We start from the raw sequence: 24,831 nt of genomic DNA, 5'->3' as shown, positions 1-24,831 counted from the left end.
CCTACTCAATACTTTGCAAAGCAAATTCAGGTATTTCCTTGTTTACATTTTTTAATACCACATCCGATAAATCGACTTCATCCATGGAGTATAAAACTTGATTCTTTTTTGAAATAAATAGTACTAAATCTATATTGTTTCTTTCTGCCGTTCTTTTAGCAACTTCTTTTATCTTTTTAAGGACACTTTCTACTGCTTCTCGATAATTTTCTTCTAAATGTGACATTTTCTTGGCGTAATCATCCCTAACGCTTACAGTATGCTTACTAAATTGTTCCGTCTTTTCTTTTTTTGCTTCTTCTGAAAAAAGGTCAAATTCTTCTTTCGATGGCTTAAATTTTTCTAACTCATTTTCAAATTCTTGCTGTAATCTAGAATTCTGCTCCTTTATTTGTTGTTGTATATTTTGCAGAGCCAGAGATTCATTGATAACTTTGTCACTATCAACAATGGCAGCCTTTGTATTAATCGCGCTCTGAGGTTGATACCCTACAAACTTATACCCCACTAATAAGGAAATAATTAAGGCAATAACTGATGTAGATAACTGTATATATTTCATTTAAATCCCCGCTTCAATAGAAATTTTAATATTTGTCGATGGTATTATGTCATAAGCTTCCTTTACTAAAGGAAACCCAAAGTCTAATCTCAGCCTACCAAAAGGAGAAGGCATTGAAAAGCCAAAACCTAGTGATACTCTCATAAGCTTACTATCGTAATATTTCCCACTATATCCCTTCTTTTCACCCAAACCAAAAAGTGTTGCATAGTCAACAAATAGTGAGCCTTTGATACCAGCATAGTCGTATAATTTAGATAGTGGAAAATCTACTTGCTGTGTTAAATTAAAATAAGTTTTGCCTCCCAATGAGCTTTGATTTTTGTCTTCTGCTCTTGGTCCAATTCCGGAAAGGTCAAATCCTCTAATCTCATTGCCACCTTTAAAGAAGTGCTGGCCAATGTTGAGCTCTTTATTAGTATAGGAAAAAATATGACCTGCTGCTACTTTAAAGCGCAATGTTATATCATCATCAATTTTGCTTAATATAGGGTGTATATAAAAAGATAAGAATTCAGATTTTAGGAAATTTACATTTCCCCATAATCCTGAAATATCCTGACTTAAACGCAATAAATATCCCTCTTTAGGAGTATAGAGGTTATCCAGTTTATTGTACGCTAACGTGTATCCCACTGATGAAACCTGATACTTACCTTCTTGATCTCTTATTATCTCAGAGATATCCTCATCTTTTCCACCCTTATTGTCCATGTGTATGTGATTATACTTATAAGAATATTGAAAGGAATTGGTTAGATTTTCTGAGATTTTATATGATACTTTTGCTATTCCTCCCCAGTTGGAGGTATCGAAAGTAGTGTTTGGTTTGTCTTGTTTTTCATAAAAAATACTCATGCCTAGTGAAGTATCAGAATCGTTAAAATTATTTTCAACAGCGTCTATACTAGTAGAGAAGACATATTGACTTTTTTCAAGAGCAAAAGATACCTCTTTACCACTACCAAATAAATTACGATCTGTGAAATCGGTTTTAACAAATACTCCACCAGGAAGGGACATGCCACCTGTTAAAGATAACGAGGCAGTTCTTTTTTCTTTGACATTTAAATCAAGATTTGCTGCATTTTCATCCACTATATAACTATTTATTTTTACTGTTTCAAAAAAATCGCTATATAGAAGTTTTCTACGTGATTTTTGAATCTCAGATGTGTTATACGCGTCACCTTCTGCTATGCTAAGTTCTCTTCTAACTACTTTATCTAAAGTGCGGTCATTGCCATCAATAGTAATTTGGTTTATATAAATCTTTTTACCTGGTAGCACTTTGTAAGTTACATCCACAATATTGTTATGTTGTGTGTATTCTGGATTAACTTTTGCAAATATATATCCTTTTTCATTTAAATGTTTACTGATTTTTTCTGCTGTATTGTTAATTTTAACTCTATTAAATATTTGATTATTTTCCTCTTTGATAAATTCTAATATTTCTTCCCTTAAACTTAAATCCTGAATCTCAGTTTCAATATCAACTTCATTATTTCCAAATAAGTATTGCTGCTTTTCATTAAGCAAAAAAGTTAACTCTATTTGGTTGTTATTATCAACCTCAACAATTGGTTGGATATTATTTTGAATATACCCCTTAGATGAATAGAAGCGATCAAGCAGTTCTGTGCTAATCAGTGGATATTGAGGTGAATAATGAGTTCCTCTTTTAAAAATGGCTCTAAATAACTTACTAAATATATCATTGCTATTCCTTTTGATAACTTGCTCTAGCTCATTTGCTGAAAAGTTTTTATTACCTATGAATCGTAAACCCTTAATTTTAGATGTTCTTCCTTCTTTTATCTTAAAAATTAGGTTTATCCTATTGCTACCAAGTTTATCTAGCTCATATGCAATTTTAACACCAATTTTACCACTGTTCCTATAAAGAGTAACTAGATTTATTAAATCGTTTTGTAATTTTGTTTCAGTGAAAATAGTTAGTGATTTTGACTGGATAACGTTATTTAGCAACTCTTTACTGTTAAATAACTTATTGCCTTTCAATATTACTTTATTAATTAATGGGCTCTCATGAACTTTTACTACTAAGTTTTTTTCATCGTCGATATAGGCGTTAATACTAGCAAATAACTTTGTTTTGTATAAATCTTTTATAACTGAGTCTACATCATCATCATTTATATGACTACCTGGTTCTAATTTTGTATAAAACCTTATTGTTTGATCACTTACTCGCTCATTGCCAATATACTTAATATTTTTTATCTGTACTTTTTCTTTATTTTCTAGAGCAACAAGTAGAGTAGGAAAAGAAGTAAGTATTATTATTAGTATGTGAAATAACTTTTTCATATGTATCTTAAAAAAGATGCCTAATATCATTTGTGATTGCAACTGCCATCAACAAAAACAGTATGATAGCACCAAAAGTGACTGCATATTTTTGATATTTCAAACTCAAATCTCTACGTATAACTGCTTCTATAATATAATGAAATAAATGCCCACCATCTAGTATTGGTATTGGCAGCAAGTTAATTGCAGCTAAATTAGCTGAAATAATTGCCATAAAATATAGAACCATCATAAGTCCCTTTTTAGCTGATTGCCCTGAATATTTTGCAATTTTTATTGGCCCACCTATTTCATTTATACTCCTTTTACCAACAACAATTTGAAAGAGTGCTTTGATTGTTAAACACATAGTATGGTAGGTTTCATTCACTGATAGGCTAGCAGCTCCAAGAAAAGATGACTGTTTTAACCCTATCATATTCATTGAGGTAATTCCTATAGTTTTTCTTTCTATTATGTTACCAAAGACATCTCTATCCTCAACTGTAAACGGAGTTAGAATAGTTCTGTACTCTTCGTTATTTCTGCTATACCTAATTTCTATTCTTGTTTCAGGGTTGGACATTATCACGCGTGAAATATCTTCAAAGTATTTTATTTTGTACTCATTGATCTGTGTAATAGTGTCACCTGGTAATAGGCCAGCTTGCTCTGCTGCACTTTCTTCAATTACATTACCAATTACTGGTGGAGTACGATAATAACCTACCACACTGAAAAATATTGTGAAAGCTATAACGGTAAATATCATGTTTGCAAAAGGCCCTGCAAAAACTATTGCTGCTTTTTGATATCGAGGTTTTGTATGGAATGAGTATAGTTTTTCTTCTTCAGTTAATTTTTGTTGATCGACAGGAACGCTTGCTGCATTAGTATCCCCCAACATTTTAACGTAGCCACCCAATGGAAAGGCACTTAATTTCCATCTAGTCCCAGAGTTGTCGTTAAAACCAAAAATTTCAGGACCAAAGCCTATAGAAAAAGATTCAACTTTAACCTTGCATACTTTAGCGACAATATAATGCCCACATTCATGCACGAATACTATGATAGAAATTATTAAAGAAAACGATAAAAAATAATATATTCCAGCGCCAAGTTGATGAGAAACTAATTCCACCTATGTTCTAAATCTTAATCAAACGTTGAGTATATTAAAATGCGCCTTGCTTGACAAGTATTTAGTTTAGTCTTTAAATTAAAAAGAAAGTTTAATGACAATGATAGATACCTCCTTATTAAGAAGAAAACTGATGTATAGGAGTTGGCATAGGGGTTGTAAAGAAACTGATATACTTTTAGGGCATTTTGCGTTGAAATATCTTGACAAATTTTCCTTAAGTGAACTAATTGAATACGAAAAAATAGTTGATCTTGATGATTGCGAATTGTATTGTTACATAACTCGTAAGAAACTTCTCCCACCTGATTTAAGTAGTGAGGTAGTCAATTTGATTGCTTGCTTTAATCACTTATACACCCAATAATCTTGTTTACCCTATCTAATACTCCAGCATATTCTACTCTTTTTTTCTCCCTATACTTTTTGCATTCTTGATTTATTTCGTCTAATCGCTTTGTTAATTCTAAAATTTTGTCCTCGAGAGTCAATGCTGCAAGTAAGAAATTTAATGCATCTGAGCCCTTACCTCCAGTTCTTTGAGATATGGAGGTAACTAGCTTGTTGAAGCTATTAGCAAGTTGTAATAAATGGTCCTTCTTTTTACTTTCGCAAGATATTTTATATGTGTTATTACGTATAACTATTTCTACTACTTGCATATGATGCTATATTGTGCAACTCTCAAATTTACAATATAGATTTTCATTCATTTATCAAGAGGGATAACTTTTTACTGCTACGAAAATAAGTTTTAAAGTATTGATGTTTTGCAATCTTCTGTGACCTCAAATTACTTGCTTCTTTCAAGTTATAGCTTCTAATTGAAAAAGAACCAAAGCCCCTGATTTCAACTCTGTTATGATATTTCAACGTGTTTGAAAACACTCGAAAGAAACTATCAACTATGACTGCTATAATGACCTTATCTAACAAAAGGTGTTTTTTTGCCACTTTTGCTATTATATCAGATTTCGTTGCCATTTATATGAAGCACAAGAAGTTATTTGGCAGATAATATTATATTATATTTTTCAATACCTACTACTTCAACTTGTATTTTTTCTGATATAGAAAACTTTTTATTTTCTGGCAAATGCTCTTGATCTACTAAAAGGGTTACATTGTTCTCAAGCTCAACGATTAGACCATTTTCCTCTCTCTTACTTACAGTAACATGAATTTTATCCCCTACTTTAACTTTCTCTATCAGTTCTTCAAGAGGATCATACTCTATTTGCTTTACTCCAAGATAAATTCTTGTCCGATCTACGTTAGCCCTTATCACTTTTGCTTCTATTTCATCACCTACATTATACTTTTTTATCTCATCTGAATTGTTTTTCGACCAACTTAGATTTTGCATATAAATTGTCCCTTCTACGTCCTCAGATATCTCAGAATTATCAAAAGTCACAGATATTTGTGAACCATTGTTGCTTTTAACTTTACCAGAAACAATAGAACCAAGAGGATATTTATCAATAAATACTTGCCAAGGATTCTCTACGCACCTTTTTGTGCTTAAACTCATCTTATTTTTAATAATGTCAATACTGAGAATTTTTACATCCACTTCTTGTCCTACTGTTACAAAACTACTGATTGGTAAATTACTCTTGCTCCAAGTTATTTCTGATGAGTGTACCAAACCCGCAATCCCAGGTTTAATCTCAACAATGAATCCACAATCTTTTATACCCGTCACACATCCTTTGTGTACGCTATTAATTGGACATTTTGACTCTAGATCTTGCCAAGGATTATCTCCTAATTGTTTTACACCAAGGGAGATTTTTCCATTTTCTCTATCTATTTTTATAATTTTAGTTTTTATATGCTGACCACAAGAAAAAATTGCAGATGGATGACTTACATTACTCCAAGAGATATCTGTAATATGTAGCAGTCCATCTATAACTCCCACTGTATCTGATTCATGAATGCCAACAAATGCACCGTAGTGAGTGATGCTTTTTATTTTGCCTTCTACTACATCACCTTCATTTAAAGATTCTAAAAACTTAATTTTTTCACCAGCATGCAATTTCTCTAATATCAACTTCCTTGATACTACAATATTCCCCTGCTTCTTATCCATTTTAAGAACGATGAATTTTTGTTCAGTTTCAATAAGGTGATTAGCATCTTTTATTTGCTTCAAATCCACATGACTCAGAGGTAAAAACGCACTTATTCCATCACCAAGATCAACAATAAAACCGCATTTAATTGAGCGTTTAATGATTCCTGTTACTTCATCTTTTGTAACTGCGCTTTCTTCCAATTTATTCCATTTTTCGTCTCTGATTGCTTTCTCACGACTAAGAACAACATTACCATGGTAATCTTCAATTCTTTCAACGTAAACTCTAATTTTCGAGCCAACAGTGATATCATCATTACAACCGAGCTCCTTAATCAGAATTCTTCCATCTGACTTTAAACCAACACCAACCACAATGTCATTAGAATTTCTTCTTGTGATTATACCTTCTACCACATCTCCTTCTTTGATTTTGTTAGCAAAAGAATCTTCACAAAAGTCATTGTCTTGATTATCAAATTGATCTTGAAATATCTCTTCTATGAACCTATTTGATGATAGCCTCTTGATAGCAACTGTACTTTCCATACCTTTTAATTTCAACTTCATTAGAACTCATATATTATATAATATTAATAATTAGTGACAAGTAAATTCTCATTAATTCATTTCGAGAATTGTTTAAGCTATAAAAGATTAAGTTATATAAGATATGTTATCTAGGAATAATAATTGGATTAGGTCATTTTCCAGAAGATCTAGGTTGAAGTTGAATGTTTTGGAGAAGCATTCTATTAAAAATAGCAAGGAATCTATAAAAAAGATCGTAGACTTACAAAAAAGAATACGGGTAGAAATAGGTTTCGGTAATGGTGAAAATATACTCCATCAGGCATTCAATGAATCTGATCTATTATTTATAGGATGTGAGCCTTATTTAAGGGGGGTCTCTTCCTTGCTAAAAAGCATAGAAGCACACAGCATAAAAAATATTTTAATATGGACAGAAGATGCAAGAGAATTAATTGTCAATTTTCCTGACCACAGTGTTGAAAAATTCTTTATTCTCTTTCCAGATCCATGGCCAAAAAGAAGTCACAACAAAAGACGGTTAATTAATACGGAATTTTTAAATTTATTAGCAAAAAAAATACTTGTCACAGGGGAAATATTTATTGCAACTGATCATCAGGATTACGCAGAGTGGATAGAGTTACATATAAAGCAGTGTAATTTTTTAACCTATAAGGAAGATAGTTTTGCAAATTACACCCCAACAAAATACCACAGAAAAGCGCTAGAATATCAGCGTAAAATAAAGTTTTTTAAAGTAAATGTTATATCTAAACTGACTTAGATTTACCTCTGCTTGTTAGTACAGATGTGTACATGACACTCTGTAGTGGAAGTAGCCTACCATACACTGTGAATAACAGTTTACTGAATTCTTTAATCTCACAAATGGAAAGATCAATAAACTTGATAAACATCAACGTTATCAGCCAGCATTGCTTTTGCAACTTAAATTCTACCTTTTTTACGATCGGTTGGATAATTTTATAACCTATAGCATTTTGTCTAGCAACCAACCTGGTGCTTCTCTACCTTTTTCCCACTTAGCAAATCTCCTCTTTTCTTTTAGGTAATATTCTCTATATGCTTCTATTGGGTTACTACATTTATATCGATCAGGTAACGCTTGTGTAAAAGCTTGTATATCAGCTGATCGAAATATTAGCAAATCCTTGTTATTATCGCACCAATCTATAACTTCTTCGGATTTATGCGTTCTTTTGTATCGCAAGCTATATTCTATACACAATTCTTTTCCATGTTTTATTAACCAATCAAAGTTTCCTTTTGACTGTCTAGCCCATAAAGAACAAGGATGGTTTTTGTGAGTAATTTTATATGGAACTTCTATATTCTGGTTTGTAATGCTGACTAAAGGATTTGGCTCTTTTAATGCTATTGAAAAAACACTGCTAAGCAATTGAGCAGTTTCTAGCGGCATTTTTACTATGTGCTTATCGCATAACATTTGTGCTGCAGTTACAGGATTTTCGTCTAATATAAAGATATTCATCTAAGCACCCAGAGATAGAATTTTTGTGTAGTATTTATTTCAATAAACCCTAAAGTATCATTCAGAAAATGGATAAGTTAAATAAGCTCAGTTAAAAAATTATACACAATTATGAAGAACCTTTTCAAGCTACAATGAACGTATAGCTGCCACTAGAGCAATATTATTTCTTACCCACTGAAGATATTGCACGATACTATCTACTTGATCATCGTGACGGGTTTCTGGAAACATTAAAATCTCATACTCAAAGTTGCTAAGCCATACTGCTTGTTTAGGGAGAAAAACCCGCTCAGATTGTATAATTGGGACAATTCGGTGAAATCTAGTTAATTTGTCATCATGTGGTACTATTTGAATAATAGGTAAATCACTGTTTTTCCTGAGCTCCTGAACCAATTGCTGACCGCTTGCTTTTGCTTCGATTAAAATTGCGTGTGGCTTCCACCTTGCAGCCAGCGATAGAACTTTCTCTTTAAGTTTTGGATATTTAAGTTTTGCGCGATATACATCGAGTAAATAGAATGTATTCTCTACTTTTGTCCAGGTAGTGCAGACACTAAAGTCACTTGTATTGTTCGTTGAAATTGCAGTATACCAATTTTGTGTTAGATGCAAGAGGATATCAGGAAAATTTTTATAGCTCTTCAACCACTCTCGTTTAATTATACCACTTGAAAGTGGCAGAGGGTTTTGTTGGTATTGAGCAGAAAAACCATAACTCCCAAGTTCAGCTTTTATCATCTCAATTTCTTCTTTTCCTTCAGTTAGGGAATACAACAATTGACCTTCTTCTCTTGAGTATATTTCCTGTTCATGCTCTGGAATCAGATTATTAACTGAATAAGTAATCTCCTTATCTTCAGCTGTTATTGGTAAACAGACATGATGCAATATGTTTCTTGGTTTACAGAGGAGGTGACCAGTTAAATCTTCTAAATGGAGTCTGTGCATCACAAGAACGATAACTCCTTTTTTTTCTGTCGTTGAGCCTGGTTACTAAAGCCTGATCAAACCAGTTTGCAGCACGCTTTCTAAATGTTTTGCTCAAAGCTTGTGCGGGACTTAGTGGATCATCCACGATAATGAAATCTCCACCTTCACCGGTTAATGTTCCTCCAACTGAGGTTGCAATTCGACATCCTCTCTGCACTGTTTGAAATTTATATTTAGTGTTTTGATCTTTGCATAATTATACTTTCGGAAATAGCTCTCTATACCAATCAGATTGCATTATGCACCTTGTATCGAGTGAGTGCTTCTCGCTAAGCAACCGAGAGTAACTTGCAACTATTATTCTTGCAGTTGGCTGATTCCCGAGTATCCATGCAGGCCACGCAACACTTAGACAAATGGACTTCATTGAACGTGGCGGCATATTGAATATTATTCTTTTCACTTCACCTGAACTTGCCGCTTCAAGCCTATCCGCTATGACTTTTATATATTGATAATCATTATACTCACACCCCGGTACTACCGTTTGAAAGAATAGTTCGACAAATTTTAAAAAGTTCATGTTAGTCTCCTATAGTGTGAGTGGAATTTACTTTATGGTGGTGTCAGCCTCTTTGGTGTCATATCAGCCTCCTTTTTCTTGTCATCCAAGTAGCCCTTTTCTTGTCATTCCAGTGCTTGACACTGGAATCTAGTTTCACCTTATGATGGTTTTATTCAAGTAGCCTCTATCCAAGTGCCCCTTTGGTGTCATCCGAGTAGCTGACACTGGTTTCTTACCAACAAAAACCTAGCATAACTTTTGTGCTCAAAAGATTTCTGGATTCCAGCATCAAGTTCTGGCCTGAAGCTTTAGTTACAAGTATTAAGAATTTACCAAATGAAAAAGGCAAAAGAACCCCCGTGTAAAGAGTTTTGACCCTATAATAATGTAAATTGGCATTGTAACAATGTGCTAACGCTTATTTAAAGGGCGTTTTGGCTGAATGTAGAAAAAATAAAAAAGACATGCAACCGCTATAATTTTTGTGTAATTTGCCAATAAATATCTGAGTTTTTTACTGAATTTTATCATTGAGCCTGCAGGTCAAAAACAAGGATAAGTACTCTTATTGTCATGGCAAGGGAGTTGGGGAAATTTGTAAAGTAATCTTTTTCGTTTGTATTCCCTTATGCCTGAGATAACTCCATGTAGGTTCATGGATCTCCTGACTCTTTAATTTCCATGAATTCCCTTTGAAGTTGAATATTGAAAATTAACTGGAGAATTGTGAATTACTTTGTATATGTGATAACAAGCCATGGCGCTCTCAGCAAAGCCATTTAGTATCAATTTTAGTTTGCCTGGATAAGCAGCTATATCTCCGATTGCATATATTCTATCTCTACTGGTTCTAAGTGTAGCGGGGTCGACAGTTATGCGGCCATGTTCTAACTCTATACCCCAACTGTTTATTGGTCCAAGATTCATTGACAATCCAAAAAATGGCAGCAAAAAATCAGCGGATATTTCTTTTTCTTCCTGAGAGGCAATGTTTTTTACTATCACTGCGCTCAATTGCCCATTACCTCCTGCTAGTTTGTGTAATTGATATGGCACTACCAGTTCTATCTTTCCATTATTTTCAAGTGATTCTAATTTATTTCTAGTTTCAGGAGTGCAGCGAAATTCCTTTCTCCTATGTATCACATAAATTTTCTTTGCAACTTTAGAAAGTTCTACAGTCCAATCAGCCGCAGAATCCCCCCCCCCTGCAATGACTATAGTTTTGTCATGAAAATCAGAAATTTTATTTACATTATAAAATACAGATTTATTTTCATATTCTAATATACCACTTAAGGGTGGACGGTTAGGTTCAAACATTCCGTTACCTGCAGCAATGACAACGGCTTTGCATTTTACCTCTGTACCTATGTTCGTTATGATAGTAAAGTTTTCACCTTCGTTATTTAAAATCTTTTCCACTTTTTGACTTAAATGGTAAACAGGCTCAAACGGTGAAGCTTGCTCCATTAGTCGCTCAATTAATTTTTGGGCAGTAATTACAGGATAACCAGGTATATCATATATCGGCTTTTCTGAGTAAAGAGTTGTGCATTGTCCTCCTACTTGATCTAAAACATCTATTACATGACATCTCATATCAAGCATTCCCGCTTGAAAAGCAGTGAATATTCCAACAGGCCCCACACCTATTATTACGATATCGGTTTCCATATTCAGATGGTGATCTATTTGTAGATATTAGCTTTCTTTGCTAACAAGGTCAAATTACAAAGGGATGTATTTTTAAAAGGTGTGGCTAGATTAGATAAGATTTCTAGCGTTATGAACCACATAGTCTCAATAAGCTCTAAATCAGCTATCATAGCGAGATGCTGTGCGGACGGAATGGGATTCGAACCCATGGTACGCTCATCACGTACGCCAGTTTTCAAGACTGGTGCCTTAAACCGCTCGGCCATCCGTCCATTTCTTTTGTATCACAATATTTGATTTTAAGCAATCTATAAAAGCTTTACTTGCCCACGCAAAATTTGCTAAATATACTATCCAATATTTCCTCAACATTAATAGTTCCAATCACTGCACCAAGTGCAAATGCAGCAAGCCTCAAGTCTTCAGATATCAACTCAATTGGATTATCGATATTAAAACGCTGTAAATGTTCCAGTGCTTTCTGCATGTGATTCCTATGTCTTTGCCGAGTAATCACAGGAGTGTCTCTATCATGCCCAAATTTTTCCTTTGCCTTCTCTTTTATGAGAGAGATCAATTTGTTTGTACCTATCCCCTTTAGAATAGAAATGGGTAAAAGATCTATGCAATTAATTTTTATATTGTGATTATTGATAACATCGTCAGCTTTGCTCAATACATAAATAGTATCGCTATTTACAACGTTGCAATTGATATTATGACGCTGTTCAAAAGGAAATAGTTCTATTCTTAAATCAGCTTCAAAAGACCTTTTTTTCGCTCGACTTATACCTTCTGATTCTATTGGATCTGAACTCTCACGAATTCCAGCAGTATCAGAGAGAATGATTGGGTATCCACCAATGTCAATATGAGCTTCAAGTATATCTCTTGTTGTGCCTGCATATTCAGAAACAATAGCAATATCACTCTTGGCTAAGAAATTAAACAGAGTTGATTTACCGACATTTGGTTCACCAGTTATTACAATATGTAAACCCTCACGCAACCTTTCGCCCCGTCTATTATCATTTAAATGCTCTTGTATCAACTGCATAAGAGATTGCACTTCATTATTAATTTTTTCCAATTCACTTTTTTCTGCCAAAATGTCCTCTGCAAAGTCTATATATGCTTCGATTTTGGATTGTATCGTTATCAATCTTTGCCTCCAATTGCTGTATACTCTCTCCAATTCTCCTGATATCTGCTTAATCGCTTGTTTAGCTTGCATTTTCGTCTCAGCATCAATTAAGTCTGCAATCCCTTCTATTTGCATTAAGTCAAATTTACCATTTAGAAAAGCCCTAAGTGAGAATTCTCCAGGCCTGGCCATAACGAAAATTTTTGATAATTCCTCCAAGATGATTTTTATGACGGCCTTGCTTCCATGCACTTGTAACTCTATAACATCCTCGCCAGTGAAACTGTTTGGAGCAGGGAAATAGATAATTATTCCATTATCTATCAATTGACTGGAATCATCATATAGATCAACTAAAGTAGCAAATCTTGGTTTAATTTCTTTCTTAATATGAAAATGATTTAAAGCTTTAAGCGCGTAGTTGCCTGAAATTCTGATTACTGCAACTCCTGACTTACCAAATACGGTCGATAGAGCGAAAATAGTTTCATTTGTGTTTGTCATTATTGATATTAACTACTTAGCAATATTACACTTAAGAAACCAAAATACCTAAAAAGTCACCCAGGTGAAAATATTTATTTTGAAAACTGATAATATGATTTATAATGACTAACACAAGTTTTAAATATTTTATGCTCAAGAAATTAGCTTGGTACTGGTCTTTTGTGGAGTTAATTAAAGGGTTTGTTATTACATTAAAATATATGTTTAAACCAAAGGTTACTTTGAGGTATCCTATAGAGAAGGGCCCTTTAAGTCCAAGGTTTCGTGGTGAGCATGCGTTGCGTAGGTACCCAAATGGTGAAGAACGATGCATAGCGTGTAAGTTATGCGAAGTTATCTGCCCTGCTCAAGCAATAGTTATTGAAGCAGAGGAAAGAGAAGACGGTAGTCGCCGCACCACACACTATGATATTGACATGACAAAATGCATATATTGTGGACTTTGCCAAGAAGCATGTCCAGTTGATGCAATTGTGGAGGGTCCTAACTTTGAATTTGCTACTGAAACAAGAGAGGAGCTAATGTATAATAAAGAAAAGCTATTGCGTAATGGTGAAGTTTGGGAGGAAGCAATTGCACTCAGGTTAAAAAAGAACAGTCCCTATTATTAACTAGGTATGTCAACAATTAAAATTTCTTACAGCAAGTATGTAATAGATCTCTTGTACAACTGTTATTTAACTGAAAGATCAGTAGCTCATCTTTTGGTGTCATTCCAGCGCATGACGCTGGAGTCTAGAAAAGAAAGAAACATTGATCCCAATGTCAAGCTCTGGGATGACAAAAGGTCTCATGAATGATAAAAGTTACCTTTTTAGCCGAACAAAAAGTAAAAGAATACAGTGGTAGAGTCACTGGCTTTGATATATTACAACCCGATGCTTTGAGAGAAGCAATTGCCTTCAAGGTAAATGGTGAGTTGTATGATCTCTCACGTGAAATTGAATCTGATACAGGGATAGAGGTAATACAACTGAGTGACGAAGCGGGTTTAGATATAGTAAGGCATGATGCTGCTCATATAATGGCACAGGCAGTAAAAGAGCTCTTTCCTAATACTCAGATTACTATCGGGCCAACAATTCAAGATGGTTTCTACTATGATTTTGCCACAGATCGTGCCTTTAACACGGAAGATCTTACTGCAATAGAAAAAAAAATGAAGGAAATTATAAAAAGTAACCACAGATTCGTCCGAGAAGTTTGGACTCGTAAGCAGGCAATTGATTTCTTTAGTGATATAGGTGAAAGATACAAGGTTGATATTGTCTCATCAATACCAGAAAACGAAAACCTAACTGTTTATAAACAAGGCAACTTTGTAGACCTATGTCGTGGTCCGCACTCACCATCAACTGGCAGAGTTAAAGCGTTTAAACTTATGAAAGTAGCAGGTGCATACTGGCGTGGCGATTCTAAGGGCCCAATGTTGCAAAGAATATATGGCACCGCGTGGAGAAATAAGGATGAATTAAATACTTATCTTAAACGTCTGGAAGAAGCAGAAAAACGCGACCACCGCAAAATTGCTAAGGATATGGACTTATTTCACATTCAAGAGGAAGCTGTTGGGCAGATTTTTTGGCATGAACAGGGATATACTTTATATAATGTTCTTGAGTCTTACATCAGAAAAAAGTTAATGAACAATGGCTACTTTGAGGTAAAAACCCCTATTTTAGTAAGCAAAGAGCTGTGGGGAAAATCGGGACATTGGGATAAGTTTCGTGAAAATATGTTCATTATTGATGAATCTGAAAGTAAAAAACTAGCAATAAAACCCATGAATTGCCCTTGTCATGTGCAGATTTTTAATTCTTGCACCAGAAGCTATCGTGATTTACCGATACGTATGGCAGAGTTTGGCACATGCCATAGAAATGAAAGCTCAGGCTCATTGCATGGACTGATGCGAGTGCGTGGTTTTACGCAAGATGATGCACATATTTTTTGTATGGAAAAACAAGTGAATTCTGAAACTGTGAAGTTTTGTGACCTTTTAAAAGAAGTATATTCAGAACTTGGGTTCAATGAAATTTCTGTGAAATTTTCAGACCGTCCAGATACTAGATCAGGTAATGATGAAGTGTGGGATAGAGCTGAAAGAGCACTGCTTGAAGCAGTTAAGGAAGCAGGGCTTAGTTATGAACTTAATCCTGGTGAAGGTGCATTTTATGGTCCAAAATTAGAGTTTGTTTTGAAAGATGCAATAGGTAGAAATTGGCAATGTGGAACGTTGCAAGTTGATTTTATTTTACCGGAGCGGCTTGGAGCTTTTTATATAGGAGAAGACGGGCACAAGCATCACCCTGTCATGTTACATAGGGCAATTCTTGGAACTTTTGAGCGTTTTATTGGAATTTTAATAGAAAATTATGCAGGAAAATTTCCAGTTTGGCTTGCTCCAACACAGCTTGCTATTCTGACCATTACAAATGAGGCTGACGGTTATGCTACAGAAATCAGCAACGTTTTAAAAGAACAAGGTGTGAGAATCAAAACTGATTTGACCAATGAAAAAATTAGCTATAAGATACGTTTGCATAGTTCAAGTAAGGTACCTATATTATGGATCATAGGCAAAAATGAAGTTACAAATAAAACCGTGTCAGTGAGAAATTTAGGATCGGAAAAACAGGAGTCTTTTTCTTTGGAGAATGCTACTGAATTGCTGTTAGAAATTATTAATTTGAATTAATGGAGCTAAAATTTGCAAGTCAAAAAGAACAATAAAAACAGAATTAATGAACTCATCACAGCTAGGGAGGTACGCTTAGTTGATCATAGTGGTGAAATGGTCGGAATTGTTCCAATAGAGCAAGCCTTGGAAGTTGCACAAAGTGTTAATTTAGACTTGGTGGAAATCGCACCTGATTCAACTCCTCCAGTATGTAAGATACTGGACTATAGCAAACAAAAGTACGATATAAAAAAGAAGGCAAGTGAAGCAAAAAAGAAACAAAAAACATTAACTATAAAAGAAATTAAACTGGGTCCTAATATTGGTGATCACGACTACGAAACAAAATTGCGTCAAGCAAGGGATTTTCTTGTGCATGGACATAGAATTAAAGTCACAATGAGATTTAGAGGGAGAGAGCTTATAAACACTGAAGTTGGGCTGAAAAAATTAGAACGGCTAATTAGAGACGCTGAAGATATTGCAAAAGTAGAATTAGCACCTAAAAGGGAAGGAAATCAATATTCTTTAACTTTAGCTGCTAAGTAGTAAAATCATTTAAAAGTATAAGTTAAGTTACTATCCTCTCTTCAATTATATGACGAAAATGTCTGATTAATCCTTGAACTGGCCAAGCTGCAGCATCGCCAAGTGCACAAATTGTATGCCCTTCTATTTGAGTTGTAAGGTCAAGTAGCTTATCTACTTCACCAGGTTTAATATTTCCTGCTACCATTCTTCTCATAATTCTCCACATCCATCCAGTGCCTTCACGGCATGGTGTACATTGTCCGCAGGACTCATGCATATAGAAATGTGATAATCTTTCTATTGCAGCTATTATGTCAGTTGATTTATCCATCACTATTACAGCAGCAGTACCAAGCCCTGATTGTGCAGCCCTTAATGAATCAAAATCCATTTCAATAGTATCACATATAGATTTTGGAATTAATGGGACTGAAGACCCACCAGGTATTACAGCAAGTAAATTATCCCAACCTCCTCTCACTCCACCTGCGTATTTTTCAATTAATTCACGCAGTGAAATTCCGAGCTCTTCTTCAACATTACATGGATTATTTACATGCCCTGAAATGCAAAAGACCTTAGTGCCAGTATTATTTGGTTTACCCAGAGATGCAAACCACTCTCCTCCACGATTTAGAATATCTGGAACCATGGCTATAGTTTCAACGTTGTTTATTGTGGTTGGGTAGCCAAAAAGTCCAACACCCGCAGGGAATGGAGGTTTCATGCGAGGAAAGCCTTTTTTTCCTTCAATTGATTCAAGTTGAGCTGTTTCTTCTCCACATATATAAGCTCCTGCACCTCTGTGAATGAATACATCAAGATCATAACCTGATTTGCAGGCATTTTTTCCAATTAAGTTTTCTTTATAGGCTTCCTCAAGTGCCTTTTTTAGAACTAAATATTCATTATAAAATTCACCCCTGATATAAATATATGCAACTGATGCGCTGATCGCTCTGCCAGCTAGAAGAATTCCCTCAAGTAACTTATATGGCTCATATCGTAATATATCTCTATCTTTACACGTACCAGGTTCTGACTCATCTGCATTGACTACTAAATACGCTTTTGAAGTATTTTTAGGCATAAAGCTCCACTTAAGGCCAGTAGAAAATCCTGCACCCCCTCGACCTCTCAAGCCAGATTTCTTTACTTCCTCAATGATTTTTTCTGATCCTAAATCCAGTAATTCCTTTGTTTTTTGCCAACTGCCACGTTTTTTTGCACCCTCAAGTAGTGGTGTTTCTTTACCATTTAAGTTTGTGAATATTTTGTCCTGTTCTTTTAGCATGCTTTTAAGATTGTAAGTGATCCCGACGCGATTCGAACGCGTGACCCACTGATTAAAAGTCAGTTGCTCTACCGGCTGAGCTACGGGATCATTTTATTTTTCAGATACACTAAACAGTAATATAGTTTTTATCTGTTTTAATCAAACTAAAATTTTCATGCGTGGTTAAATAAATTATATAATATACTGCGTTAGTGGTAATTTAATTAAAAATTTTTGAAGGAAAATTTCTTGTTAATTAACAGATTTATTTGGCAAAGCTGAAATACAACTCTAAAAAGATAGAGAATTTTACATAACTGCAGAGTTTGCACACTATTGAGTAATAACATAACAGATAAATATTTCTTGCATTTCAGCGTGAGTGATTTATGCTTTAAGTGGGAATTGGGGGCATAGCTCAGCTGGTAGAGCATCTGTTTTGCACGCAGAAGGTCAGCGGTTCGATCCCGCTTGCCTCCACCAATCTATATTATCCCTAGGATACTATAAGTCCTATCAAAACAGCTTATTTTAAGCTATTTCCCAAAAATCCCTATTTCTTCTTATAACTTTTCCTAACACAAGTGATGTTTGTCATTATAATTCCAACACATTCTAACTTGGTAATAAATTAATCAATAAATGTTATAATAGATATAATTAAATTGGTTTGGTAATACCTATGAGTGGAGAAAAACATATTTTTAAGATTGTGCCTGGAGAATCTTTTAGTGATACTAACGATATTCCTATTTTTGAACAGTTTCAACAATCTCCCTACGTTACAGGCAGAAAAAATATTCTGAATATAATCTTGCCAAAGTGAATTTTGAAGCGTTAGATGATGAAATGCGTGTTCTTTACCCAAAATTTGAAGTAAGACCGGGAATAATACAGTATCCTTTCATTACTGTCTGTGACCAAGCAAAAAATGTAATTGCTTCAATACCATGCCTTTCTCTTGCATACTTTAATGCCAGGTTGGTAAGTATAAAACCCACATCGTTAGAAGGATCCTCATGTATTCTTATAGAACCAGTGGAATACCAATATATTAGACTTGAAAATAGCGGTGATGATTATCAAATTTACTTGTCAGATTATCAAGGAAATATGATAGACAGAGATTCTGAAGAGCCTACTATTAGCCTCTTACACAGTGTAGTACTAAACAAGAGTATATCATATAATGATTATAGTAATTTGAAAGAAATAATATTGTCTAATTGATTGGAAGAAATGATGTCATCTAACACGTTTACTAAAATCTTTGCTCAGGGTCTAACAAGCAACCAACTCAAAACTCTTGCCAATACTTTTAATAATGAGCAATTACAAAATAATTCCTGAGCTGAGCTCAAACCAGTTGCAGGTCTTAGGGGAGCACTTAACAGATAACCAATTCCTAGCTTTAGTGAATCATCTAACCAATCATCAATTAAAAGCCCTTACTCACACATTGGATTCAAAAAAGTTAGGAATAATAGTCCCCTTATTAAATAAGGATCAGGTTGCAAACTTAGTAAAAGACTTTAACCTAGATCAAGTAAAAGAAACTTTCTCTCACTTGAAAATGGATCAGTTTCAGGAAGTTATTAATACAATGATCAGTTTGTAGAATTAATAAAAGATGCAGATGAGAAAACTTTCAACACTCTTTTTATATGAAACATTAAAAGATCGACTTCCAACTCTAGTAAAATGTTAGAAGGAGATAAATTACATAATTTAATTAATAAGCTAGACCATGAGAAACTTGCAATAGTAACTCGAGAGTTAACTGATGATTCTGATAAGATTCAGATGGTTGTTAAGTCTTTAGCTAACAACCCAGAAAAACTTAAAGCTTTTGCTCATAGTATGTCTCATGAGCAGTTTAAAGAACTTTTGGATAATTTAGGTGCAGGAGAGCTTAAAGATATTATTCACAGATTGCCTCACGAGAAAGTTATATCTGTGATTGGTGATCTTGGCAGTAAAGATCAGTCTAGTGCTATTATTAATGCATTGAAGGAAAAATTTAACGAGCAAAATGAAAAAATGAAAGACCTTATGAGTAAGGTTGAACGAATGCTTCCTGAGAAGAGTGAAGCAAATTGGAATGATGCACATCCATCAACTTACGTTCTTCAAAATGTTAATGCTGAGTTTGCAGTAACAGATCATTTATTGTGAACTTGGATATTGATAAATCAACAGTGTGCATGTGAAACTAAAAAATAATTTAAACTTTAATAATTTATGGAGGTAATTTAGAGGTAATTTATATGAGTGAGAACTCGCAAAACCTTTTACAAAGAGTGGATAATGTTACTGATAATAGTGGAAAACAACTTATAAGCGCTCTTGATCTTATTACACTTAAGACAGGTACTGGTAAGGATATACAGGACCTTAAAAAAGCGGTTAGTGGTGGTACTGTTAAAAAAGCAATTGATGAATTAGTTAATAATATTAATAAACAACTTATTATTAGCTTGAATACTATGTTAGAAAAAGAGCAAGCTAAAGTTAAAAGTTTGGAAGATATAATAGGCGACGAAACTCAAGGATTACAAAAAAAATCTAGCAGATTTAACCGCTAAATTAAATGATATGTTACCTGAGGAGGCGCCACCCTATTATGACATGTTGTAAAGTATAAGAAAGTAACAGCCTCATACCAGTCTGTATATGCCATTTCAATAGGAGCTAACATGAGTAACAACAGTAAACAAGAAAGCGAAAATAACTTTGAAGAAATAGACAATATAGAAGTTAAAGTTAAGCCCACAAACTTTGAGGACATTGAAGATAAAATTGCAACAATTCATTACGTCTATCAAGTTATGGATAAGTTAATCTACGATTTAAATGAGAAGTTTGTTTCTAATTTGAATGTCTCACTTATCAAAAACATAGTACAACTTCGAAAAGATTCTCTTGATACAAACCAACGCTTGGCCAAAGGTTTATCTCATTTGAATGAGTTAATTCAACAGGATGGATTTATTGATAATAATAAAAACTATAGAACATGGGCAGAAGAACTTGATCACCTAAGGGGAGAAGTTCAAGGGTTAAAAGCAGCAATAATTGACCATAATAACGTAGAATGGGAAGCACCAACTCACTCTGATATACTATGGTAGTTAGGAAAGTAACAGCTTACTAGCAGGCTGTTACTCTCTCTACATATCATTTCAATACAGCTGCATTAGGGAATCTACTTTAAAACTTTTGGCATATAGTTCTCATCATGTTTTGCAAACACCGTATCTGCAAGAAAGGTACTATTATCAAATATTTTACCTTGCACAACAACACCACTTTTTTCTGAAAACATTGGTGGAAGTATTCCCTGATATTTCACCATAATGCTCTTATTAAAATCTGTCATTTGAAAAACCACTTCGCTTTCGCTCCGTATCACGCTATTTTCAACAACCATTCCACCAACACGGATTGGCTTTTGATTATTTGGCAAGACTATGGCTTCACTTACTGTATAGAAAAATGAGATATTTTCTTTGAGCGTTGTTAAAATAAAAAAGACTATGCAACTTAAAAAGCAGAAAATTCCTAAAGTTATAATTAATCGCTTATATTTCTTCTTCATTATTATCTTTCAGGCTTTTTAGAATTTTTTTACTTTTAGTATAGCAAGAAATGGTAAGGATCAGTTCTCCGGTAATCAACGTAAAACTAATAAGGTAAGCAAAAATTACATACGTATTCATAATGCACTGCCAATAAATAACTCACCTGCATCAAAATAAATTAAGCTTCCATCCTTTCGCTGCAATACCAATTTACCACTTTTATCTATATCAGCAAAAATTCCTTCATACAATTTGTCAGCTAACTTTACACTGATTTGCTCATTCATTTTGAATGCTTTTTTTAACCACATTTTTCTTATAGCATAAAACCCATCAAATAGCCATTGCTTTCTTAGCTTATTAAAGTTTATTATTAACTCTTTTAATAGATCCATGTAAGACACAGATTCACCGTAATTGCTAATGCACGTTGTGCCTGGAAGTGGCGCATGATTGATATTAACTCCAATTCCTATAATGAGCCAATTTGAATTGAATTTTTTTTCAAGCAATATTCCGCTTATTTTCTTGCCATCGATTAGAATGTCATTTGGCCATTTATGTTGAAGATTGAGATCGTTTATGAATTGATCTCTTGTCATCCCAGTGCTTTTACACTGGGATCCAGAAGAAAAAGTATGGATTCCAGTGTCACGCACTGGGATGACGTCGCAGTGTATTTGATTATTCAAGAAATTTAACGATAATAAAGTATTTCCAACAGCAAGAGCAGTCACAAAAGTCAATTCTGTCAATTTGCTGACATCCTTTTCTTGGTTAATTATCAAACTTGCATAGAGATTACCCTCTTGAGAAATCCAGCTTTTTCCAGTACGTCCCCTGCCTTCTGCTTGTTTATCGGCAATAATAATAGTTTCATTAGATATCCCTTTCTCAATTAAACCCAATGCTTCTTTATTAGTACTTAGAACTTCTTTGTAATGATAAATACGAAAACCTTCAAGGATCACCTTGTCAGCCCTTTAGTTTAATGAGTGAGTCAAGATCTTCTATATACAAGAAAAGAACGAGATTGATCAGTGAAACCACTGAAGTGATAATGAATAGACCCCTAGAATAAGCAACCTTATTACCACTAGCTTTATCAAAATACATAACTTTCATGATATTTAAATAATAGTAGCATGATATCACACTCGCTATTACAAGAATCAAAGACAGGCTGATAAAGCCATAATTTATTAAACTTTTGAATATAAAAAATTTAGCGATAAAACCTGCAAGTGGAGGTATTCCCGACATCGAGAGTAATAGTATAGAAAGATGGAATGCTAAAATTGGTTGCTTTTTTCCTATACCAGATAAATTTGCAATATCACAATCATCATCGTCAATTTGTACGAGATATGAGAATAGCCCTATGCTTGTGATGATATACATCACCAGATACATTAAGGCACTATCTGTTCCTGCTTGTGTAAAAATAGAAAGTGAAGCAAATATAAAACCAATGTGACCAATTGAACTGTAAGCAAACAGCCTTTTTAAGTTTTGCTGACGCAAGGCCCCAAAAGCTGAGATAAGCACAGACAATGCTGAAACGTATAAGAAAATAGGCTGAACATAACTTTTTACATTTACTAACTCTTCATTCACCAATCGAATTAAAAATGTTACAAGTGTAGCTTTTGGGGCCGTAGAAAAAAACGCAGTTACTATGGTAGGTGCACCTTGATAGACATCTGGAGCCCACATATGAAAAGGAGCAATAGCAAGCTTAAAACACAAACCAATTAGGAGAAAGACTAACCCAAAAACTATTCCATAAGTTATCTGATGGTTTTGCAAGAATGAACCGAGCTCAGGGAAATTGACTTGTCCTGTATATCCATAAAGCAGAGACATTCCATATAGCATAATGCAGGAAGATAGTGCACTAAGTGCAAAATATTTCACTCCTGCTTCACATGAATAAATCGAATCTTTATTAAAGCTCGCAAGAACATACAAAGATATACTCATCAACTCAAAAGCTAAGTAAAAAGAAATCATACTATTTGCCGAAACTAAAGTTATCATGCCAAACAGTGCAAAAAGAATCAGTATTGAAAATTCATATTTATAGTCATATTTTGATAAATTCAGCATCAAAAGTATTAAAATTCCTGTGCTGAGAATTAACCCTTGGGCTGACCTGATGCATAAATTGAGTTTTAACAACGAATTAAAGAGAAAAATTTCATTGTTTTCTGCAGAAAGAATTAAAATAATCAAAGTTACCACTGTGCAGCCAAGTGCTAATAAGTTGATAGTTCTGCGGTTAAATATAATCCCAAGCAGCAACAACACCAACGAGGAGATAATAGAGAACGTTTCCGGCAATATCTGTATATAATTCATAACGCATTATATTTGACTAACAAATTTGCCATACATGGCTTCAAATAATTCAGTGCAAGGTTTGGGTAAAATCCAAGGAAAATAACAAACACTGCAAGCAGAATTAAGACAGAAAATTCTATGCTATCCAAACGGTTATTTAATAATTTAGAATAGCTAACCCCCCATATTATTTGCTTACATAAATTCAGCACATAAACTGCGCTTAAAATAGTGCCAAGTGCGACAAATCCTGTAAAAAACCCTATGCTCTTAAACATCCCAACCATAGCCAAAAACTCACCTACGAACCCAGATGTTCCAGGTAGCGCTATTGAAGCCATTGAAAATAAAATGAACATAAAACCAAATTTTGGCATTGTGTTTACTATGCCAAAATATTTTGCAATCTCCAAAGTCCCAGTTCGAGTATATAGCATTCCAACACATAAAAATAAAGCAGCAGAAATAAGGCCATGACTAATCATTTGAAATATACTACCCAGTACTCCTTCCTCACAAAATGAAAAGAGGCCAGCGGTAACGATCCCCATATGTGCTATTGAAGAATAAGCTATTAACTTCTTTATATCATCTTGAGCAAACGCAACTAGCGAAGCATATATCACCGCAATAATGCTCAGCACAACAACGAAATTTGAAAAATACAAACTTGCCTGAGGAAGCATTGGAATAGAAAACCTTAAAAATCCATATCCCCCCATCTTAATAAGCAAGCCAGCTAAAATCACAGATCCAGAAGTTGGTGATTGCACATGTGCATCAGGAAGCCAAGTGTGAAATGGAAACATCGGTACTTTTATTGCAAAAGAAATAAAAAATGCAATCCACAGCAATGACTGCACTTCAAGATCAAGGTTTGGCACTAATGTAGCTAATTTTTGTATATTAAACGTCCCAAAAGTGCTATAGATGTACACCAATCCAAGTAGAAATAATAATGAGCCAGTTAATGTATAAAGAAATAACTTAAACGTTGCATATACCCTGTGTTTTCCTCCCCAAATGCCAATAATAAAGAACATTGGTATTAAAACAGCTTCAAAAAACACATAAAAGCTTATAGCATTCAGTGAAACGAAAAAACCGACTACAAAACTCTCAAGCAGTAGAAATAATACCATATATAGCCTAAGGGTTGTATAACTCATTTTGCAGTTGTAGAGTATACAAATTACAAACAAGAAAGTTGTAAGCAGAAGGAAAAGCAACGATATACCATCTATCCCTATTCCAACATTTCTAATTGGGTAGCTGACAAACTGAAAGTTCGTATCGTTATAATCAAATTCTATACAAGCTACAATGCTAAGCAAAAATGGAAGTACAGCAAAAAATAGAGCAAGGAATCTTAAGTGTATAGATTGATGATTAATCCTGATTAAGGATAAAATCAACGCTCCTATCAGTGGAAGTAAGAATATACTAAGTAACAACAC

The 24,831-nt window shown here is 34.2% G+C and carries 25 protein-coding genes, 3 tRNA genes and 1 pseudogene; 11 read left to right on the top strand and 18 right to left on the bottom strand.

What is annotated here, in order from left to right; all coding sequences use genetic code 11:
* Position 1 precedes the first annotated feature (1 nt).
* Genes wTKK_RS03300 through rseP form a run of 3 tightly spaced genes read right to left on the bottom strand, consistent with a single transcriptional unit; the run spans position 2 to position 4,019 of the window.
* Positions 2 to 562, bottom strand: coding sequence for an OmpH family outer membrane protein (locus wTKK_RS03300; RefSeq protein ID WP_407512046.1), 561 nt, complete (start codon positions 560 to 562; stop codon positions 2 to 4).
* Entirely contained in the window at positions 563 to 2,896 is a 2,334-nt protein-coding gene (gene bamA, locus wTKK_RS03295; protein WP_407512045.1) for an outer membrane protein assembly factor BamA, read from the bottom strand.
* Positions 2,897 to 2,903: 7 nt separating this feature from the next.
* A complete protein-coding gene (gene rseP, locus wTKK_RS03290) occupies positions 2,904 to 4,019 on the bottom strand; it encodes an RIP metalloprotease RseP (protein WP_407512044.1) in 1,116 nt (371 codons plus the stop codon).
* A 100-nt stretch (positions 4,020 to 4,119) separates the two neighbouring features.
* Here rseP and wTKK_RS03285 point away from each other — a divergent pair, with 100 nt between their 5' ends.
* Positions 4,120 to 4,386, top strand: coding sequence for a succinate dehydrogenase assembly factor 2 (locus wTKK_RS03285; RefSeq protein ID WP_407512232.1), 267 nt, complete (start codon positions 4,120 to 4,122; stop codon positions 4,384 to 4,386).
* Here wTKK_RS03285 and wTKK_RS03280 read toward each other — a convergent pair.
* From wTKK_RS03280 to wTKK_RS03270, 3 genes are read right to left on the bottom strand one after another with little or no spacing between them, the layout of a single operon-like run.
* A complete protein-coding gene (locus wTKK_RS03280; protein ID WP_407512043.1) occupies positions 4,364 to 4,681 on the bottom strand; it encodes a cell division protein ZapA in 318 nt (105 codons plus the stop codon). The genes wTKK_RS03285 and wTKK_RS03280 overlap by 23 nt on opposite strands.
* A 43-nt stretch (positions 4,682 to 4,724) precedes the next feature.
* Positions 4,725 to 5,003, bottom strand: a complete 279-nt coding sequence (locus tag wTKK_RS03275; RefSeq protein WP_407512042.1) for an HU family DNA-binding protein — start codon at positions 5,001 to 5,003, stop codon at positions 4,725 to 4,727.
* Between the two features lie 19 nt (positions 5,004 to 5,022).
* Entirely contained in the window at positions 5,023 to 6,675 is a 1,653-nt protein-coding gene (locus wTKK_RS03270; RefSeq protein ID WP_407512041.1) for a 30S ribosomal protein S1, read from the bottom strand.
* A 103-nt stretch (positions 6,676 to 6,778) separates the two neighbouring features.
* On the opposite strand from wTKK_RS03270, the gene trmB reads away from it, so the two are divergent.
* Complete coding sequence (trmB, locus tag wTKK_RS03265) at positions 6,779 to 7,423, top strand: tRNA (guanosine(46)-N7)-methyltransferase TrmB (RefSeq protein ID WP_407512040.1); 645 nt, start codon at positions 6,779 to 6,781, stop codon at positions 7,421 to 7,423.
* Positions 7,424 to 7,630: 207 nt separating this feature from the next.
* On the opposite strand, the gene wTKK_RS03260 is transcribed toward trmB, so the two are convergent.
* The 5 genes and pseudogenes from wTKK_RS03260 to mnmE form a co-directional block, all read right to left on the bottom strand.
* Positions 7,631 to 8,152, bottom strand: coding sequence for a pyrimidine dimer DNA glycosylase/endonuclease V (locus tag wTKK_RS03260; protein ID WP_407512038.1), 522 nt, complete (start codon positions 8,150 to 8,152; stop codon positions 7,631 to 7,633).
* Positions 8,153 to 8,281: 129 nt separating this feature from the next.
* Positions 8,282 to 9,671 (bottom strand): annotated as a pseudogene (gene terL, locus wTKK_RS03255) (phage terminase large subunit).
* A 654-nt stretch (positions 9,672 to 10,325) separates the two neighbouring features.
* A complete protein-coding gene (locus wTKK_RS03250; protein WP_407512037.1) occupies positions 10,326 to 11,330 on the bottom strand; it encodes an NAD(P)/FAD-dependent oxidoreductase in 1,005 nt (334 codons plus the stop codon).
* Between the two features lie 166 nt (positions 11,331 to 11,496).
* Positions 11,497 to 11,584: transfer RNA gene (locus tag wTKK_RS03245), tRNA-Ser, on the bottom strand.
* 47 nt (positions 11,585 to 11,631) lie between these two features.
* Positions 11,632 to 12,960, bottom strand: coding sequence for a tRNA uridine-5-carboxymethylaminomethyl(34) synthesis GTPase MnmE (gene mnmE, locus wTKK_RS03240; protein WP_407512036.1), 1,329 nt, complete (start codon positions 12,958 to 12,960; stop codon positions 11,632 to 11,634).
* A 131-nt stretch (positions 12,961 to 13,091) separates the two neighbouring features.
* On the opposite strand from mnmE, the gene nuoI reads away from it, so the two are divergent.
* The 3 genes from nuoI to infC all read left to right on the top strand — a co-directional run bounded on the left by nuoI (position 13,092) and on the right by infC (position 16,192).
* Positions 13,092 to 13,574, top strand: a complete 483-nt coding sequence (gene nuoI, locus wTKK_RS03235) for an NADH-quinone oxidoreductase subunit NuoI (protein WP_407512230.1) — start codon at positions 13,092 to 13,094, stop codon at positions 13,572 to 13,574.
* A 185-nt stretch (positions 13,575 to 13,759) separates the two neighbouring features.
* Positions 13,760 to 15,661, top strand: a complete 1,902-nt coding sequence (gene thrS, locus wTKK_RS03230) for a threonine--tRNA ligase (protein WP_407512035.1) — start codon at positions 13,760 to 13,762, stop codon at positions 15,659 to 15,661.
* A gap of 12 nt (positions 15,662 to 15,673) precedes the next feature.
* Positions 15,674 to 16,192 carry a translation initiation factor IF-3 gene (gene infC, locus wTKK_RS03225; protein WP_407512033.1) on the top strand — a complete coding sequence of 173 codons (519 nt, stop codon included), beginning with the start codon at positions 15,674 to 15,676 and terminating at the stop codon, positions 16,190 to 16,192.
* 22 nt (positions 16,193 to 16,214) lie between these two features.
* On the opposite strand, the gene nuoF is transcribed toward infC, so the two are convergent.
* Together nuoF and wTKK_RS03215 are read right to left on the bottom strand one after the other, a co-directional pair.
* Positions 16,215 to 17,468: an NADH-quinone oxidoreductase subunit NuoF gene (gene nuoF, locus wTKK_RS03220; RefSeq protein ID WP_407512032.1), complete on the bottom strand. Its 1,254-nt coding sequence runs from the start codon at positions 17,466 to 17,468 to the stop codon at positions 16,215 to 16,217.
* Between the two features lie 17 nt (positions 17,469 to 17,485).
* Positions 17,486 to 17,558: transfer RNA gene (locus wTKK_RS03215), tRNA-Lys, on the bottom strand.
* Positions 17,559 to 17,857: 299 nt separating this feature from the next.
* On the opposite strand from wTKK_RS03215, the gene wTKK_RS03210 reads away from it, so the two are divergent.
* From wTKK_RS03210 to wTKK_RS03185, 6 genes are all read left to right on the top strand, one after another.
* Positions 17,858 to 17,933: transfer RNA gene (locus wTKK_RS03210), tRNA-Ala, on the top strand.
* 339 nt (positions 17,934 to 18,272) lie between these two features.
* Positions 18,273 to 18,680, top strand: coding sequence for a hypothetical protein (locus wTKK_RS03205; protein ID WP_407512031.1), 408 nt, complete (start codon positions 18,273 to 18,275; stop codon positions 18,678 to 18,680).
* Between the two features lie 94 nt (positions 18,681 to 18,774).
* Complete coding sequence (locus wTKK_RS03200) at positions 18,775 to 19,068, top strand: magnesium transporter MgtE N-terminal domain-containing protein (protein WP_407512030.1); 294 nt, start codon at positions 18,775 to 18,777, stop codon at positions 19,066 to 19,068.
* 83 nt (positions 19,069 to 19,151) lie between these two features.
* Positions 19,152 to 19,625, top strand: a complete 474-nt coding sequence (locus wTKK_RS03195; protein ID WP_407512028.1) for a hypothetical protein — start codon at positions 19,152 to 19,154, stop codon at positions 19,623 to 19,625.
* Between the two features lie 92 nt (positions 19,626 to 19,717).
* Positions 19,718 to 20,035: a hypothetical protein gene (locus wTKK_RS03190; RefSeq protein WP_407512027.1), complete on the top strand. Its 318-nt coding sequence runs from the start codon at positions 19,718 to 19,720 to the stop codon at positions 20,033 to 20,035.
* Positions 20,036 to 20,146: 111 nt separating this feature from the next.
* On the top strand, positions 20,147 to 20,581 hold the full coding sequence (locus tag wTKK_RS03185; RefSeq protein WP_407512026.1) for a hypothetical protein: 435 nt from the start codon (positions 20,147 to 20,149) through the stop codon (positions 20,579 to 20,581).
* 74 nt (positions 20,582 to 20,655) lie between these two features.
* Here the strand turns inward: wTKK_RS03185 and ccmE are convergent, their stop codons facing one another.
* Genes ccmE through wTKK_RS03165 form a run of 5 tightly spaced genes read right to left on the bottom strand, consistent with a single transcriptional unit; the run spans position 20,656 to position 24,831 of the window.
* Positions 20,656 to 21,048: a cytochrome c maturation protein CcmE gene (gene ccmE, locus wTKK_RS03180; protein WP_407512025.1), complete on the bottom strand. Its 393-nt coding sequence runs from the start codon at positions 21,046 to 21,048 to the stop codon at positions 20,656 to 20,658.
* Positions 21,032 to 21,169, bottom strand: a complete 138-nt coding sequence (locus tag wTKK_RS06250; RefSeq protein ID WP_458695411.1) for a CcmD-like small membrane protein — start codon at positions 21,167 to 21,169, stop codon at positions 21,032 to 21,034. Before wTKK_RS06250 ends, ccmE begins: the two co-directional genes overlap by 17 nt.
* Positions 21,166 to 22,002: a biotin--[acetyl-CoA-carboxylase] ligase gene (locus tag wTKK_RS03175; RefSeq protein WP_407512024.1), complete on the bottom strand. Its 837-nt coding sequence runs from the start codon at positions 22,000 to 22,002 to the stop codon at positions 21,166 to 21,168. The genes wTKK_RS06250 and wTKK_RS03175 overlap by 4 nt, the downstream gene beginning before the upstream one ends.
* Before the next feature lie 4 nt (positions 22,003 to 22,006).
* On the bottom strand, positions 22,007 to 23,392 hold the full coding sequence (locus wTKK_RS03170) for an NADH-quinone oxidoreductase subunit N (RefSeq protein WP_407512023.1): 1,386 nt from the start codon (positions 23,390 to 23,392) through the stop codon (positions 22,007 to 22,009).
* Positions 23,389 to 24,831 (bottom strand): complex I subunit 4 family protein, encoded by a 1,443-nt coding sequence (locus wTKK_RS03165; RefSeq protein ID WP_407512022.1) that lies wholly within the window; start codon positions 24,829 to 24,831, stop codon positions 23,389 to 23,391. Before wTKK_RS03165 ends, wTKK_RS03170 begins: the two co-directional genes overlap by 4 nt.

Source organism: Wolbachia endosymbiont of Trichogramma kaykai (genome assembly GCF_045765165.1).
In the GTDB taxonomy this organism is placed as follows: Bacteria; Pseudomonadota; Alphaproteobacteria; order Rickettsiales; family Anaplasmataceae; genus Wolbachia.
This window is presented reverse-complemented; position numbering and strand designations above follow the sequence as displayed.